The sequence below is a fragment of the Aquipuribacter hungaricus genome (assembly GCF_037860755.1).
Classification (GTDB): Bacteria; Actinomycetota; Actinomycetes; order Actinomycetales; family JBBAYJ01; genus Aquipuribacter; species Aquipuribacter hungaricus.
In genome coordinates this window covers 15,865-30,519 of record NZ_JBBEOI010000021.1, presented here as the reverse complement: position 1 = coordinate 30,519, position 14,655 = coordinate 15,865, and the positions used below count along the sequence as shown (strand labels likewise).

At 72.0% G+C, this 14,655-nt stretch carries 12 protein-coding genes, 1 pseudogene and 1 riboswitch; all 13 genes and pseudogenes read left to right on the top strand.

Annotated elements, in window-relative coordinates:
- A pseudogene (locus WCS02_RS05165) lies at positions 1-310 on the top strand (shikimate dehydrogenase); the annotation flags it as partial.
- An 84-nt stretch (positions 311-394) separates the two neighbouring features.
- Positions 395-2,062, top strand: a complete 1,668-nt coding sequence (locus tag WCS02_RS05160; protein WP_340290678.1) for a GspE/PulE family protein — start codon at positions 395-397, stop codon at positions 2,060-2,062.
- A gap of 109 nt (positions 2,063-2,171) precedes the next feature.
- Complete coding sequence (locus tag WCS02_RS05155) at positions 2,172-3,686, top strand: type IV pilus twitching motility protein PilT (RefSeq protein WP_340290675.1); 1,515 nt, start codon at positions 2,172-2,174, stop codon at positions 3,684-3,686.
- Between the two features lie 26 nt (positions 3,687-3,712).
- Positions 3,713-4,933 (top strand): type II secretion system F family protein, encoded by a 1,221-nt coding sequence (locus tag WCS02_RS05150; RefSeq protein WP_340290672.1) that lies wholly within the window; start codon positions 3,713-3,715, stop codon positions 4,931-4,933.
- A gap of 161 nt (positions 4,934-5,094) precedes the next feature.
- A riboswitch (cyclic di-GMP riboswitch) is annotated at positions 5,095-5,168 on the top strand.
- Positions 5,169-5,241: 73 nt separating this feature from the next.
- Positions 5,242-5,679 (top strand): type II secretion system protein, encoded by a 438-nt coding sequence (locus WCS02_RS05145; protein ID WP_340290669.1) that lies wholly within the window; start codon positions 5,242-5,244, stop codon positions 5,677-5,679.
- A 151-nt stretch (positions 5,680-5,830) separates the two neighbouring features.
- Positions 5,831-7,843 carry an Ig-like domain-containing protein gene (locus tag WCS02_RS05140; protein ID WP_340290666.1) on the top strand — a complete coding sequence of 671 codons (2,013 nt, stop codon included), beginning with the start codon at positions 5,831-5,833 and terminating at the stop codon, positions 7,841-7,843.
- Positions 7,837-8,496, top strand: a complete 660-nt coding sequence (locus tag WCS02_RS05135) for a PulJ/GspJ family protein (RefSeq protein ID WP_376984030.1) — start codon at positions 7,837-7,839, stop codon at positions 8,494-8,496. The genes WCS02_RS05140 and WCS02_RS05135 overlap by 7 nt, the downstream gene beginning before the upstream one ends.
- A complete protein-coding gene (locus WCS02_RS05130; protein WP_340290660.1) occupies positions 8,493-10,091 on the top strand; it encodes an RICIN domain-containing protein in 1,599 nt (532 codons plus the stop codon). Before WCS02_RS05135 ends, WCS02_RS05130 begins: the two co-directional genes overlap by 4 nt.
- Positions 10,092-10,152: 61 nt before the next feature.
- Positions 10,153-10,998, top strand: coding sequence for a prepilin peptidase (locus WCS02_RS05125; protein WP_376984032.1), 846 nt, complete (start codon positions 10,153-10,155; stop codon positions 10,996-10,998).
- Between the two features lie 151 nt (positions 10,999-11,149).
- Positions 11,150-12,199 carry a type IV pilus assembly protein PilM gene (gene pilM, locus WCS02_RS05120; protein WP_340290654.1) on the top strand — a complete coding sequence of 350 codons (1,050 nt, stop codon included), beginning with the start codon at positions 11,150-11,152 and terminating at the stop codon, positions 12,197-12,199.
- Positions 12,196-12,885, top strand: coding sequence for a PilN domain-containing protein (locus tag WCS02_RS05115; protein WP_340290651.1), 690 nt, complete (start codon positions 12,196-12,198; stop codon positions 12,883-12,885). The genes pilM and WCS02_RS05115 overlap by 4 nt, the downstream gene beginning before the upstream one ends.
- A 1-nt stretch (position 12,886) precedes the next feature.
- A complete protein-coding gene (locus WCS02_RS05110; RefSeq protein WP_340290648.1) occupies positions 12,887-13,648 on the top strand; it encodes a hypothetical protein in 762 nt (253 codons plus the stop codon).
- A gap of 14 nt (positions 13,649-13,662) precedes the next feature.
- On the top strand, positions 13,663-14,586 hold the full coding sequence (locus WCS02_RS05105) for a hypothetical protein (protein ID WP_340290645.1): 924 nt from the start codon (positions 13,663-13,665) through the stop codon (positions 14,584-14,586).
- Positions 14,587-14,655 lie beyond the last annotated feature (69 nt).

Below are 14,655 nucleotides of genomic sequence, written 5' to 3'. Positions count from 1 at the left end.
GACGCCCGGGCTCGCCGCCGCCCTCGCGGCCGCGGACGTCGTCGTCGCCACCACCCCCGCGGGGACCACGACCGCCGTCGCCGAGGCGATGCCCGCCGCCGTCACCGGCACCCTGCTCGACGTGGCCTACGAGCCCTGGCCCAGCGCGCTGGCCGCCCGGTGGTCGGCCGCGGGCGGCGCCGTCGCCCCCGGCAGCCTCATGCTGCTGCACCAGGCGGCGGTCCAGGTCCGGCTCATGACCGGGCGCGAGGCCCCCCTGTCGGCCATGCGGGTGGCGCTGGCGCGGGTGCGCGCCGAGATCACCCCCTGAGCGTCAAGCGCCCGGCACCGGGGGCCGATGCGAGGGCATGACCCCCCTCGGCCGCCGCGCGCCCGGCGGGACGCGGGTGAGCGCGTGAAGCAGCTCACCGACATCCTGCTCGAGGAGCACCTTGTCGAGCCGGCCCAGCTGGACGAGGCGTGGCTGGAGCACGAACGGGTCGGCCGGCCCCTGGGCCGCGTCCTCGTCGAGATGGGCCACATCACCGAGGCCCAGCTCGTCGCCGCGCTCGCCAGCCAGATCGGCCTGGACTTCGTCGACCTGTCCGAGCACCCGGTCGACGCCGCCGCGGTCGCGGTCCTCAACCCAGCCATCTCGCGCCGGCACACCGTCCTGCCGATCGGCTACGACGAGCAGGGCCGGCTGCTGCTGGCCATGGCCGACCCCGGCAACGTGTTCGCCCTGGACGACGTCCGCCAGATCACCGGCCGCGAGGCGCGGCCCATCGTCGCCACCCGCGACGACCTGCTCGCCGCGATCGAGCGGTACTGCCGCGCCGACGCCGACATGGACGACATCACCAGCGCGATGAGCACGGACGAGCTCGAGGACGAGCTCACCAAGGTCCGCGAGATCGTCGAGGACGCGCCGATCGTCAAGTACGTCAACATGCTCATCACCCAGGCCATCCAGGACCGGGCCAGCGACATCCACGTCGAGCCGGCCGAGGACTGCCTGCGCATCCGCTACCGGATCGACGGCGTGCTCCACGAGATCATGCGCTCGCCGAAGGCCATCGCCTCGGGCGTGACGAGCCGCCTGAAGATCATGAGCGACATCGACATCGCCGAGCGGCGGAAGCCGCAGGACGGCCGGCTCACGATCACCACCAACGGCCGCACCATCGACCTGCGGGTGGCGACCCTGCCGACGGTGTGGGGCGAGAAGATCGTCATGCGCATCCTCGACAACTCCAACACCCGGCTGGCGCTGCAGGACCTCGGCTTCAGCGACGGCAACCTCGTCCGCTTCGAGAAGAGCTACGTCAAGCCCTACGGGATGATCCTCGTCACCGGGCCGACGGGCTCCGGCAAGTCGACGACGCTGTACGCCACGCTCAACGTGGTCTCCAAGCCGGAGATCAACGTCATCACCGTCGAGGACCCCGTCGAGTACCGGCTGCCCGGCATCAACCAGGTGCAGGTCAACCCCAAGGCGGGCCTCACGTTCGCCGCGGCGCTGCGCTCGATCCTCCGCTCCGACCCCGACGTGGTGCTGCTCGGCGAGATCCGCGACCACGAGACCGCGCAGATCGCCGTCGAGGCCGCGCTCACCGGCCACCTCGTGCTGTCCACCCTGCACACCAACGACGCGCCGAGCGCCATCACGCGCCTGACCGAGATGGACGTCGAGCCGTTCCTCGTCGGCTCCGCGCTGGACGCGGTGCTGGCCCAGCGGCTGGCCCGGAAGCTGTGCAGCAAGTGCGCCGAGGAGTACACGCCGGAGCGCGCCGACCTGGACGCCGTCGGCTTCGGCCTGCTCCGGGACGAGCCGGTCCCGACGCTCATGCGCCCGGTCGGCTGCCCGGCCTGCTCCAAGACCGGCTACAAGGGCCGGCTCGCGCTGCACGAGGTGATGACGGTGAGCGAGGAGATCGAGCGCCTCACCGTCACGCGGGCCTCGTCCACCGAGATCGCCGCCGTCGCGCGCGAGCAGGGGATGACCACGCTGCGCCAGGACGGCATGGCCAAGGTCCGGGCCGGCCGGACGACCATCGACGAGATCCTGCGGGTGGTCGCGTGAGGTCCCGCCTCAAGGGACCCCGCCCGCGGGCCGACACCCCGAGGGGGACCCGGGCAGCCGCACGGTCCTGCGAGCGACCCACCGGCAGCGACGACAGCAGGGATGACACGTGAGCGAGCAGGGCTACCAGCCGCACAGCTTCGCCTTCGACGACGGCCAGGTCCCCGGCCGGGTACCGCCGCCGGAGGCCTACCAGCCGGTCGGCGGTCCCGCCGGCGCCGCCGTGCCCCCGCCCGCCGCGCAGGCGTGGACGCCCACGCTGTCCCCGTCCAGCGCCACCGCCGCGGCCTGGTCGGAGCCTGCGACCGCCCTGCCGACGCTGGCCCCGGCGGCCGTCCAGCAGCCCGCCTACCAGCCGGCGTACGAGCCCACCTACGAGCAGCCGTACGAGCAGGCCCCGCACGCCGGCGACGCCTACCCGGTGCCCGGGCAGCACGCCCACGACGACGCGGCCGGCTGGTCCGGCGGGTACGAGCAGGCCTACGGCGACGACCAGGCCGGCTGGGCGGACCCCGCGCCGGCCGAGGTCCAGCCCGAGGCGGCGGTGCCCGTGCCGCAGGAGCTCGACCTCAACGACGTGCTGTGCCGGCTGCTGGACGCCGGCGGCTCGGACCTGCACGTGACCACGGGCGCCTCGCCCGCGATGCGCGTCAACGGCGAGCTGCGGCAGCTGGACGACATGCCCGTCCTCACCGCGCTGGAGACCCAGCGGGTCCTGTACTCGATCCTCACCCAGCGCCAGCGCGAGACGTTCGAGCAGGCGCTGGAGCTCGACTTCGCCTACTCCGTGCCGGGCCGGTCCCGCTTCCGCGTGAACATCTACCGCCAGAGGGAGTCCCTCGGCGCCGCGTTCCGGGTCATCCCGTTCGAGATCAAGCCGCTGGAGGAGCTCGGCGTCCCGCCGGTCGTCAACAACTTCGCGGGCCTGCCCCGCGGCATGGTCCTCGTCACCGGGCCCACCGGCTCGGGCAAGTCGACGACGCTCGCCTCGGTCGTCGACCACGCCAACCGCACCCGGTGCGACCACATCATGACCGTCGAGGACCCCATCGAGTTCCTCCACCACCACAAGAGCTGCATCGTCAACCAGCGCGAGGTGGGGGAGGACACCAAGTCCTTCGGCAACGCCCTCAAGCACGTGCTGCGCCAGGACCCGGACATCATCCTCGTCGGCGAGATGCGCGACCTGGAGACCATCCACGTCGCCCTCACCGCCGCCGAGACCGGCCACCTCGTGTTCGGCACGCTGCACACGGCCGACGCAGCGCAGACCATCGACCGCGTCATCGACGTGTTCCCGCCGCACCAGCAGCAGCAGGTGCGCACGCAACTGGCCGGGGCGATCCAGGGCGTGGTCTGCCAGACGCTGTGCAAGCGGGCCGACGGCCGGGGACGCGTCGTCGCGACCGAGATCATGATCGCGACGCCGGGTATCCGGAACCTCATCCGCGAGGGCAAGACCCACCAGATCTACTCCGCCATGCAGGCCGGCGCGCAGCACGGCATGCACACCCTCGACCAGCACCTGGCCGAGCTGGTCCGGACGAACCAGATCACGTGGGAGCACGGCCTCGAGAAGTGCCACCACGCCGAGGACTACCAGCGCCTGACCGGGCGCGGCTGAGCCGGACGGACAGAGGGAGAGCCACGATGGCCGCCACCAAGACCTACGAGTACAGCGTCCGGGACCGCAGCGGGAAGCTCGCCTCCGGCAAGCTCGACGCCCCCAACGAGACCGTGCTCGTCACCAAGCTCAAGGCGATGGGCTACGCCCCGGTCAGCGTCCGGGAGACCGGCGCCGGGATGAACAAGGAGATCACGCTGCCCTGGGGCGGCGGGGTCAAGCTCAAGGACCTGGCCATCATGTCGCGGCAGTTCGCGACGATGATCAACTCCGGGCTGTCGCTGCTGCGGGCGCTGTCGATCCTCGCCGAGCAGACCGCCAACAAGACCCTGGCCAAGACCCTGGGCGAGGTCCGCTCCGACGTCGAGACGGGCACGTCGCTGTCGGCGTCCCTGGCGAAGCACCCCAAGGTCTTCCCGCCGTTGATGATCAACATGTGCCGGGCCGGCGAGGTCGGCGGCTTCCTCGACGCGGTCCTGCTGCAGGTCGCCGAGAACTACGAGGCCGAGGTCAAGCTCCGCGGCAAGATCAAGTCCGCGATGACATACCCGGTCGTCGTGTTCGTCATCGCCATCCTCGCCGTGGTCGGCATGCTCCTGTTCATCGTGCCGATCTTCGTCACCATGTTCGCCGACATGGGCGGTGAGCTACCGGCGCCCACCAAGGTGCTGGTCTGGCTCTCAGGGGCGCTGAAGGTGACGGCGATCCCTCTCGCCGTCGGCATCGCCGCCGGGGTCACGGTGTGGGGACGCGTCAAGCACCAAGAACGCGTGCGGACCGTCGTCGACCCGCTCATGCTCAAGATGCCCATCTTCGGCGGCCTGGTGCAGAAGATCGCCATCTCCCGCTTCGCGCGGAATCTCGGCACGATGATCAAGTCCGGCGTGCCCATCCTGCAGGCGCTCGACATCGTCGCCGACACCACGGGCAACATGGTGCTCACCAAGGCCGTCCGCGACGTGCAGAACAGCGTGCGCCAGGGCGAGAGCCTCGCCGGCCCCCTTGGCAACCACCCGGTGTTCCCGTCGATGGTCGTGCAGATGCTCGCCGTCGGCGAGGACACCGGCGCCATGGACACGATGCTGTACAAGATCAGCGAGTTCTACGACCAGGAGGTCGAGGCGACCACAGAGGCGCTCACCAGCCTCATCGAGCCGCTCATGATCGCGTTCCTGGGCGCCATCGTCGGCGGCATGATCGTCGCGCTCTACATGCCGATCTTCGGGGTGTTCGAGCTCATCGAGTAGTCGACGACGTCCTCCGAGAGCCCCGTGCCGCCCCGGCGCACGGGGCTCTCCGGCGTGGTCGCCTCGGTGCGTCGCAGCACTAGGCCAGACGGGTGAGCGAGACCTCGCGCCGGCTCAAGGACGGCGACCAGGGACCCGATGCCCTGGGTGTCAACGAGCACGGCCAGAAAGGGCACTCCCGCCGAGAGGTGGGGTCGCAAAGCCAGGGGACCTCCGGGTCAGCCCAGCTGCCTCGGCACGACGGCGCCCGCCGTCGCGAGGGTCCGGTCCAGCGCTCACACACCGGTCTTCCGAAGGGACAACCCCCAATGCTCGCTCGCATCCGCAAGTCCATGGACGAGAAGGACCAGGGCTTCACCCTGATCGAGCTCCTCGTCGTCATGATCATCATCGGCATCCTCGCCGCGATCGCCATCCCGGTCTTCCTCAACCAGCGGGAGCGCGCTGTCGTCTCCTCCATGACGTCCGACGCCCGCTCCGTCGCGACCGAGATCGAGACCTACTTCGTCGAGAACCAGCGCTACCCCGCGACCATCGCGCTCGCGGACGCCGACACGCTGACCATCCCCGGCGTTGCGCCTGCGGCGGCCACCGTGGTGAACCTGTCCACCGCCAACCGGGCCTCGGTCACGACGACCGCCGACTCCTACTGCATCGCTGTGACCCGTGATGCGGGCGCTCCGTCCGACGCCCTCACCGTCTGGTTCGACAGCGACGCCGGCGGGATCGTCAACGCCGCCTGCTGACCCGTCACGGTGGCGGTGGCGGTGGCGGTCGGGACACGGTCCCGGCCGCCACCGCCCTGTCCGTAGCAGCAGGCCCAGCCGCACCACCGCCCGCCCGGGCCCCCTTCCGCGCCCGTACGACGCCCCGCCCGCCACGACGCCTGGAGCGACCATGAGACCCAGCACCCGGCACGCCGGTCATGACGCTGGCTTCACCCTCATCGAGACCGTCGTCGCCGTCGTCCTCATGGGCATCGTCCTCACCGGGGTCGCAGGCCTGCTCGTACGGAGCCAGGCCACCTCAACACAGATCGCCCGCACCACGGTCGCCACCCAGCTGGCCGACCAGCAGATGGAGCTGGTCCGCTCCGTCAAGCCCAGCGAGACCACCCCCGGGACCTCCAAGCTGCTGGCCGGCCGGAGCCAGGCCATGGTCCAGGCGCAGTGGGCGTCACGCCCCCCCGAGCTGGCGACCACCACCCCGGCGTGGGATCCCGCCCCCGTCGGCACACCCGCCGTCCCCCTCGAGGTCTCGCAGAGAGTCGACGGACAGCGCTACGTCCTCCAGACCTACATCGGAACCTGCACCCAGGCGCAGAACCCGGCCACCGGCGCGCACGTGGGCCCGTGCTCGAACACCGTGCCGGCGGGGGTCGAGACCTACCGGATTTTCGTGAGGGTCGTCTGGGATAAGGGCGGCGCTACCACCTGCGGCGGGGCCGCCGACTGCCAGTTCCTCCTCACCACGCTCGTCAACGCCGACGGCAACCTCATCTTCAACACGACGAACGACGGCAAGGGCCCCAAGGGGTTCCCGGACGGGCCGGTGGCCGTGCCGTTCAACACGACCAGCGCGAGCTTCTCCGTACTGGGGAACGACCTGCCCGGCGAGAACGGCTTCGCCGCCCAGCCGGTCAGCGTGGTCCAGCAGCCGCAGCACGGAACCCTCTCCGGCACCCAGTCCTCCGGCACCATGAGCTACACGCCGGCCCCGGACTTCTACGGTCCCGACGGCTTCGTCTACAAGCTCGTCGACACCAAGGGGATCCTTTCCGACGAGGTCGAGGTGAGCCTCACCGTCGCCCGCCCGCCGGTGCCGACGGCGGCCGCCAAGACCATCACCGGCGTGCGCGGCTCGGGTGCGAGCGTCACGGTGCTGTCGCCTGTCAACCCTGCCTGGCACGGCGCGGACGCCGTCACGGTGGTGAGCCCGCCGGCCAGCGGTGCGTCGGTGACGGCGGCCAACGGCGTCCTCACGTACACCGCCCCGGCCGGCCACGCCGGGACGGAGACCTTCGTCTATCGGATCACAGACCGCTCCGGCCAGTCGGCGCAGGCGACGGTCACTGCGACGACGCCCGCGCCGGTCGCCCGCGCGGACACGGCGACAGCCTCGCGGCTCGGCGCCGTCGACATCGACGTCCGCCTGAACGACGACCCGGAGTTCTCCGCCGGCGACGTCACCATCACCACCGCTCCTGGTCAGGGCACGGCGACAGTGGTCGGCGGCAAGGTCCGCTACACGGCTCGTCCCGGCACCAGCGCCACGAGCGACGTCCTGGGCTACACGGTCCAGCGCGGCACGCTGCGCTCGTCCGCCCAGGTCACGATAACCATCCCTGCGGCGCCGAAGGCGGTGGACGACAGCTACACCGTGACACGCGGGACCACGTCCGACCTCGACGTGCGGTTCAACGACCCCCAGGAGTTCACGAACGCTGAGGTATCGATCGTCACCGGGCCGTCGCAGGGAAGCGCGACCGCTGTGGGAGGGAAGGTCCGCTACGTCGCACCGGTCGGCGCCGGTGCGTCGACCACCTCGCTGGTGTACCAGGTGACCACCCCGAGCGGGCTGACGTCCACGGCGACGCTGACGCTCAGCCTCTACGCGCCGCCCGCTGCAGGATCCACCACGGCGTGCTTCCCCAAGGGGAACGGTGTCGCGGTATCGGTGGACCTGTCCAGGCTGGTGAGCGGCAGCAGCATCACCAGCTGGGCTGTGGTGTCCGGGCCGGGTGCGGGCTACAGCAGCGTCACGATCTCGTCGACCGCGAACCCGGTGGTCGCACGTCTGAACACCACCCAGAACAACCCGCCCGCCAGCAGCTTCCGGTACCGGGTCACCGACTCTTCGGGCCGGTCCGCCGAGGGTGTCGTCTCGCTGGCCCCGGGGACGACATGCTGAGGCCCGGCGCTCGTCCGACCCGTCCGGGTGACGGCCTGGACGATCACGGGTTCACGATGGTCGAGCTCCTCGTGTCGATGGTCATCTTCGCGGTCCTGCTGGCCATCTTCACGTCGGGCATCGCCTCGATGTCGCGGACCACGGCACGGGTCACGAGCACCGGGGAGGCCAGCACCGAGCTGTCCCGCCTCTACAACCGGTTGGACCGGGAGATCCCGTACGCGACCGCGGTCAACCGGCCGGTCCAGGTCGGGGGCAGCTGGTACCTGGAGTTCGCCACCCGCACCACCAAGGCGGGGACGGCCCCCTACTGCACCCAGTACCGGTACGTGCCCTCGACGGGGACCGTGGACAGGCGCCGCTGGAACGAGAGCGGCCCTCCGGGGGTCACCGCCTGGGCGCGGGTCTCGACGGGCGTGCAGGCCCGGGGTGGAGCCTCCCCCTGGACGTTCCAGGCAGCGGGCAGCACCTACGAACGGCAGCGCCTCGTGGTGGCGGTCGATGTGGTGCGCCCCCGCACGCCTGTCCAGCAGCTCGACACCACGTTCGTCGCCAGGAACACCGACGCGAACACCCTGACCAACGTCGACGCCAACGCCGACGGGATCAGCGACACCCAGGTCTGCACGAGCCAAGGAGTGGGACGAACGTGACACCCCGATGCCCCACCACCGAGGCCAGCCAGGGCGACGAGGGCGCCGCCATGATGTTCGTCCTCGTGACGATGTTCATCGCGACGTCCATCAGCTTGCTCCTCCTCGGTTCGATCGTGTCCCAGGTCGGGCCGGCGCAGTTCGCCCAAAAGAACGTCCGGACGGTGCACGCGGCGGAAGCCGGGCTCGACGTCGCGCTCGGCCAGGTGCGCGCCGCCTCGGCGACCGACCCGCTCGACTCGACCAAGGTCGTCGGCAACAGACAAGGCCTGCCGTGCATCAAGAACACCAAGAGGGGCGTGCTGACCGGTGACCTGGGGACTACGCCAGGTGCCCTCACCTACCGGGTGACCATCCGGTACTACGCCACGGACCCTGCGGGCAAGGACGAGGCGTGGCGTACCGCGAACGCCATGACGTGCACGACCGCGGGCGGCCCGGCCATCACCCCTCGGTACGCGCTGCTCCAGTCCGAGGGCGCCGGCGCAGCCGTACCGCGGAGGGACGTCGACGCCGGGGACCGGACGGTGGAGACCGTCTACGACTTCCAGCTGACCAACACCAACGTGGCCGGCGGCCTGATCCACAACTACTTCGACGGCAACACCGCCTCGTTGGACCTGTGCTGGAAGGCCGGTTCGGCCGTACCCACGGTCGGCACACGGCTGACGGCGGCGGCCTGCACGCCGTCGGACGCCAACCAGCGGTGGACGTGGCGCAGCGACTTCACCATCGCCCTGTCGAGGACCCTCGACCCTGCATGGGCGGGGTCCAAGCTCTGCGCAGCGGCCGTGGGCCTGACGGACCCTCGTCAGATGCAGCTGCAGGTCTGCGGAGCAGGCTTCGAGCAGAAGTGGGGCTACGACGACAACGGCCGCTTCCGGGCGAGGCTCAACGGCACCGCGTACACGTCCTTCTGCCCGGTCATCAGCCAGGACAACACGTCGGGGTCCAACCTCGACGCCAGCACCGCCGCCTGCAACGGCTCCGTCCGTCAGACCAAGTGGCGCCCCGACGCCTCGGTCGGATCCGGGTCCGTCGGGAACGTGACCGGGACGGCGGCAGACACGCAGCTGCAGTGGGTCAACTACGACGAGTTCGGCCGGTGCTTCGACGTGTCCAACTGGGACGTCGCTGTGGTCTCCATGATCGCCTACCCCTGCAAGCAGGACCCGACCTCCGCCGTCGGCTGGAACCAGACGCTGGTCTGGAACGGCACGACCAAGCAGCTGTACACGCGCCAGGGCAGCACCGGCCAGACCTTCAACGCGGCGACGGGCCCCCGCTACTGCGTCAGGGCGCCGTCGACCAACTTCGGCTACGTGACGCTGAGGGTCTGCTCCACGGGGAGCATCCCCGCGAACGAGATATGGCAGGTCAACCGCAAGATCGAGGGCAACTACGCCGACTCCTACACGGTCGTCGATCGCTTCGGTCGCTGCATGGCCGTGGGGCCGCCCAACGCCGCGGTCTACACGGCCTGGTCGAGCATCGTCTCCGCGACGTGCGATGGCAGCGGCCGCCAGAAGTGGAACGCCCCGCCGCTCGACGGCGCCTCCACCGTCCGCGACACACGCGAGGTAGTCGGTCCGTGAGCCGGCGCGCCCCGGCCGCCGCGGGCGCGCCGACCCCCCCGACGCCGGCCGGCGTGCTGGGATGCTCGCCGTGGGGACCCTGAGCGTCGGCTGGACGGACGACCCGACGCTGACCACGTTCGCCGTGGTGGCCGCCGGGTTGTTCGGCCTCCTCGTCGGCTCGTTCCTCAACGTTGTCGTCCACCGGGTGCCCCGGGGACTGTCGGTGGTGCGGCCGCCCAGCGCCTGCCCGGGCTGCGGCGCCCCCGTCCGGCCGCGCGACAACGTGCCGGTGCTGTCGTGGCTGCTGCTGCGGGGGCGCTGCCGGGACTGCGGCGAGCCGATCAGCGGCAGGTACCCGCTCGTGGAGACCGCCACCGGTCTCGCCTTCGCCGGCGTCGTGGCGGCCGTCCTGCTCGAGGGTCCGACGCCCTGGGTGGTCCCGGCGTTGCTGTACCTGGCGGCGGTGAGCATCGCGCTCACGCTCATCGACGTCGACGTGCACCGGCTGCCCGACGCCATCGTCCTGCCCAGCTATCCCGTGCTCTTCGTGCTGCTCGCCGTCGCCTCGGCAGGGTCGGGGGACTGGCCCGCGCTGCTGCGTGCCGCGCTCGGGGCCGGTGCCGGCTTCGGCTGCTTCCTGCTGCTCGTCCTCGTGTACCCGGCCGGGATGGGCTTCGGGGACGTCAAGCTCGCGGGCGTGCTGGGCATGGTCCTGGGCTGGTACGGCTGGGGTGCGCTCGTGCTCGGCCTGTTCCTCGGGTTCCTGCTCGGCGGCGTCGTCGGCCTCGCGATCGTCGCCCTGGGCCGCGGCACGGGGAAGACGAAGATCCCCTTCGGGCCGTACATGGTCGTGGGGGCATGGCTGGCCGTCGGCTTCGCCGCCCCCGTGGTCGACGCCTACCTGCGGGCGAGCGGTCTGCGCTGAGCCGCACGGGTGAGCCTCGCGCCACCCGACCGGTCCCCGCACGGTCGCGTCTCAAGCGGCCGGGGCCGGGCTCCGATGCGGTGCACGGGAGCGGGTCACCGCCCACCCGGCGCCGCACCCGGCGCCCCGCCCAGGACTAAGGAGACGTGCCGTGGCAGCACGCACCGCCATCGGCCTCGACATCGGCACCTCCGGTGTCCGTGCGGCCGAGCTGTCGTTCGGCCGCCAGGGCGTGACCCTGGAGAAGTTCGGCCAGGTCGCGGTCCCCGCCGGCTCCGTGCGCGACGGCGAGGTCGTCGACGCCCCCGCGGTCGCCGCCGCCGTCCGCGAGCTCTGGGCCGCGACGAAGTTCTCCTCCAAGGACGTCGTCCTCGGCATCGCGAACCAGCGCGTCGTGGTCCGCACCGTCGAGGTCGCCTGGCTGCCCCCCGCCGAGCTGCGCCAGAGCCTCGCCCTCCAGGTCGCCGACCAGCTGCCCATGCCCGTGAGCGAGGCCGTGCTCGACTTCCACCCGCTGGAGGAGGTCCACGGCCCCCGCGGGCGCACCCTGCGCGGCCTGCTCGTCGCCGCCGTGCGGGAGAGCGTGCTCGGCAACATCCGCTGCGTCGAGAAGGCCGGCCTCCGGCCCGTCTCGGTCGACCTCACAAGCTTCGCCGTGCTGCGCTCGCTCGGCAGCACCGGCGTGGACGCCGCGACCACCGAGGTGCTCGTCGACATCGGCGCGCGGGTGACGAACATCGTCGTCCACACCGCGGGCGTCCCCCACTTCGTCCGCATCCTCCTCATGGGCGGCCAGGACCTCACCGACGCCCTGGCCGAGCGCCTCGGCACGTCGCTGCAGGACGCCGAGGGCATCAAGCAGGCCGCCGGGATGCACGGCATCGTGGGGATCCCGCCGAACGCCGCCCGCACCATCGACACCGCCGCCCAGGCGCTCGTCGACGAGATCCGCGGCTCGCTCGACTACTTCCGCTCCACCTTCTCCGGGAACCACCCCGAGCGGGTGGTCCTGTCCGGCGGCGCCTCGTCCCTGCAGGGCTTCGGGGAGCGCCTGGCGCAGGGGGTCCGCATCCCCGTCGTCCAGGGCGACCCGACGTCGGGCATGCGCATCGGCCGCACCGGGCTCGACGACGCCCAGCTCGCCCTCGTCCGCCCGCTCGCCGCCGTCCCGGTCGGCCTCGCCATGGGAGGTGCCCGATGAGCACCCAGACCCTCGCCGCAACGCTCGAGACGGTCGTCCCGCTGACGTCCGAGCACCCGGTCGCCCGCGTCGACCTCATGCCGCCGGAGATCCACGAGCGCCGCCGGTTCGCCCGCGCCAAGGGCTGGATGGGTCTCGCGCTGGTCCTGACCGTGGCCGGCATCGGCGGCGGGTACACCGCCAGCGCCGCCGACGCCGGACGTGCGCAGGACGAGCTGGCGGTGGAGCAGGCGCAGACCGTCGCCCTGCAGGCGGAAGCCGCGCAGTACGCCGAGATCCCGCTGCTGCTCGCACGCATCGAGCGTGCCGAGACCGCGCTGGAGACGGCGATGGCCACCGACGTCGAGTGGTACTCGTACCTGTCGCAGATCGGGCAGGCCGCACCGTCGGGCGTCTGGTTCAGCTCGGTGAGCGCCACGGCCGTGGTGCCCGGTGCCCTCAGCGGCGACCCGCTGGCGCCGCAGGACGCGGTCGCGGAGGTCGTCACGACCGGCCGGGCCCTCACCTACACCGACGTCGCCACCTGGATGGACGCCTTCGACGGCGTGAGCGACCTCGACCACGTCCTCGTCTCGGACGCCACGTACGACGACCAGTCCGGCGAGGACCCGTGGGTCGACTTCACCACCTCGACCAAGGTCGCACCGTCGGCCTACTCGGACCGCTACAGCAGGGGAGAGCAGTGAGATGGCGCTGACGAAGACGGCCGGCTGGTCACTGGGCACGGCGGGGCTCTGCGTCGCGCTGACGGCGGGCTCCTGGTTCCTGCTCGTGGAGCCCCAGCGCGCCGAGGCCGCGGACCTGCGCATGCAGACCGTGGCAGCCCAGGGCGCGAACACCGAGCTCGAGGCACGCATCGCTCAGCTCGAGCTGGACTTCGCCGAGCGCCCGCAGCGCGAGGCAGAGCTCGCCGCCATCCGTCAGGCGCTGCCGGACCAGCCGGCACTGGCCCAGCTCGTCCGGGAGGTCTCCTCCGCCGGGGCGGACTCCGGCGTCACCGTCGACAGCATCGTCACCGGTGTGGCCACGGCCGTCGTCGACCCAGCCGCAGCCGTGGCCGTCGCTCCACCGCCCGAGGACGGCGCCCCAGCCGCAGAGCCGAGCGCGGCACCGTCCGCACCGGCGGACGCCGCTGCTCCCGTGGGCGGCGTGACCGCCGTCCCCGGCGCCCCCCCCGGGAGCGTGCTGGCCGCGGTCCCGGTCACCATCACGACGACCGCCCAGTTCGGCGCCAGCGTGCTGTTCCTCAAGCAGCTGCAGGCGGACATCGAGCGGGCTCTCCTGGTCGAGGCCGTCGGGATGACTGTCGTCCCGGCAGTGGAGGCCGCGGACGGTGTGGAGGAGGTGCCCGAGGGCACCGTCGCCACCACAGTCACTGCTCGCGTCTTCGTCTTCGTCGACGCGGAGAGCGTCGCCCCGCCCGCCGCCCCGCCCGTCGAGACCCCCTGAGCCAGGAGACAGCCATGCCCGCCAACTCGTTCGGCACACCCGTCGCCGCGCCGGCCCTCCCGGCAGCAGCGACGGAGGAGCCCACAGCGACCGGCCGTCGTACCGTCGTCATCGCGGTGGCCGCCGGGGTCGCCGCCCTCGGCGTCCTCGGTGGCGCCGCCGCTCTGGTGCTAGGCGGCGGGAGCGACGTCGAGCTGGCGGCGGTACCCCCCGCAGCCGTCCAGCCGGTCCCCTCTGTCGAGCCCAGCCCCGCGTCGACCGTGAGCGCGCCGCTGCCCACCGCCGCCGTCCTGGGTCGCAACGTCTTCGTCCCGCTCGTCGACGACGTGGGCGCCGACGCGGCCGGCGGTGACGCCCCGGCGACGGACGCTCCTACGGGTCCTCCCGGCGGCACGGCTGCAGGGGCCGCGACGGGGGGCGGGTCGACGACCACGGGCCCTGCAGGTCCCCAGGCCGCCGCTGCGGAGCAGCGGGTCCGCGAGCTGCAGGCCCAGATCGCCACCCTCACCCAGCAGCTGGTCCTCGCCGGCGCCGGCGACTCGGCGCTCAGCCAGCAGGTCGCCACCCTCACCGCCGAGCAGGACGCGCTCCTGGCCGAGAACGCCGGGCTGCGCGACGTCGTCGACCGGACCCGCGCCGAGCTGGCGAAGCTGCGCACGGTGGAGTTCGTCTCCGTCGACCCCGTCCTGCCCGGCGACCCGCTCCAGCTGTCGGTCAACGGCGCGGCGGTCACGCTCGACCTGGAGCCCGCCCCGGACGGCGGCCTGGACGCCGTCGGCGACTCCGTCGTCCTGGGCACCACCACGACGGGCGAGCCGGTGGTGCTCACCTACCGCTCGGTCGACGACTCCGTCCAGCCCAGCACCGTCATGGTCCAGGTCGGCTCGTCGACCTACCGCGTCTCCGTCGGCGGCGTCCTCATGTTCACGGTGGTCTGACCGGCCGCACCGCCTGCACCACCACCCGAGCGGCGGCCGTCCGAGCGACGGCCGCCGCGCGGTCGTGCC

Bases quoted from the DNA above. Each gene is read 5' to 3' on its own strand.
- WCS02_RS05135 (WP_376984030.1), top strand. From the start codon at position 7,837: ATGCTGAGGCCCGGCGCTCGTCCGACCCGTCCGGGTGACGGCCTGGAC.
- WCS02_RS05110 (WP_340290648.1), top strand. From the start codon at position 12,887: ATGGCGCTGACGAAGACGGCCGGCTGGTCACTGGGCACGGCGGGGCTC.
- WCS02_RS05145 (WP_340290669.1), top strand. From the start codon at position 5,242: ATGCTCGCTCGCATCCGCAAGTCCATGGACGAGAAGGACCAGGGCTTC.
- WCS02_RS05140 (WP_340290666.1), top strand. From the start codon at position 5,831: ATGAGACCCAGCACCCGGCACGCCGGTCATGACGCTGGCTTCACCCTC.
- WCS02_RS05115 (WP_340290651.1), top strand. From the start codon at position 12,196: ATGAGCACCCAGACCCTCGCCGCAACGCTCGAGACGGTCGTCCCGCTG.
- WCS02_RS05150 (WP_340290672.1), top strand. From the start codon at position 3,713: ATGGCCGCCACCAAGACCTACGAGTACAGCGTCCGGGACCGCAGCGGG.
- WCS02_RS05125 (WP_376984032.1), top strand. From the start codon at position 10,153: ATGCTCGCCGTGGGGACCCTGAGCGTCGGCTGGACGGACGACCCGACG.
- WCS02_RS05105 (WP_340290645.1), top strand. From the start codon at position 13,663: ATGCCCGCCAACTCGTTCGGCACACCCGTCGCCGCGCCGGCCCTCCCG.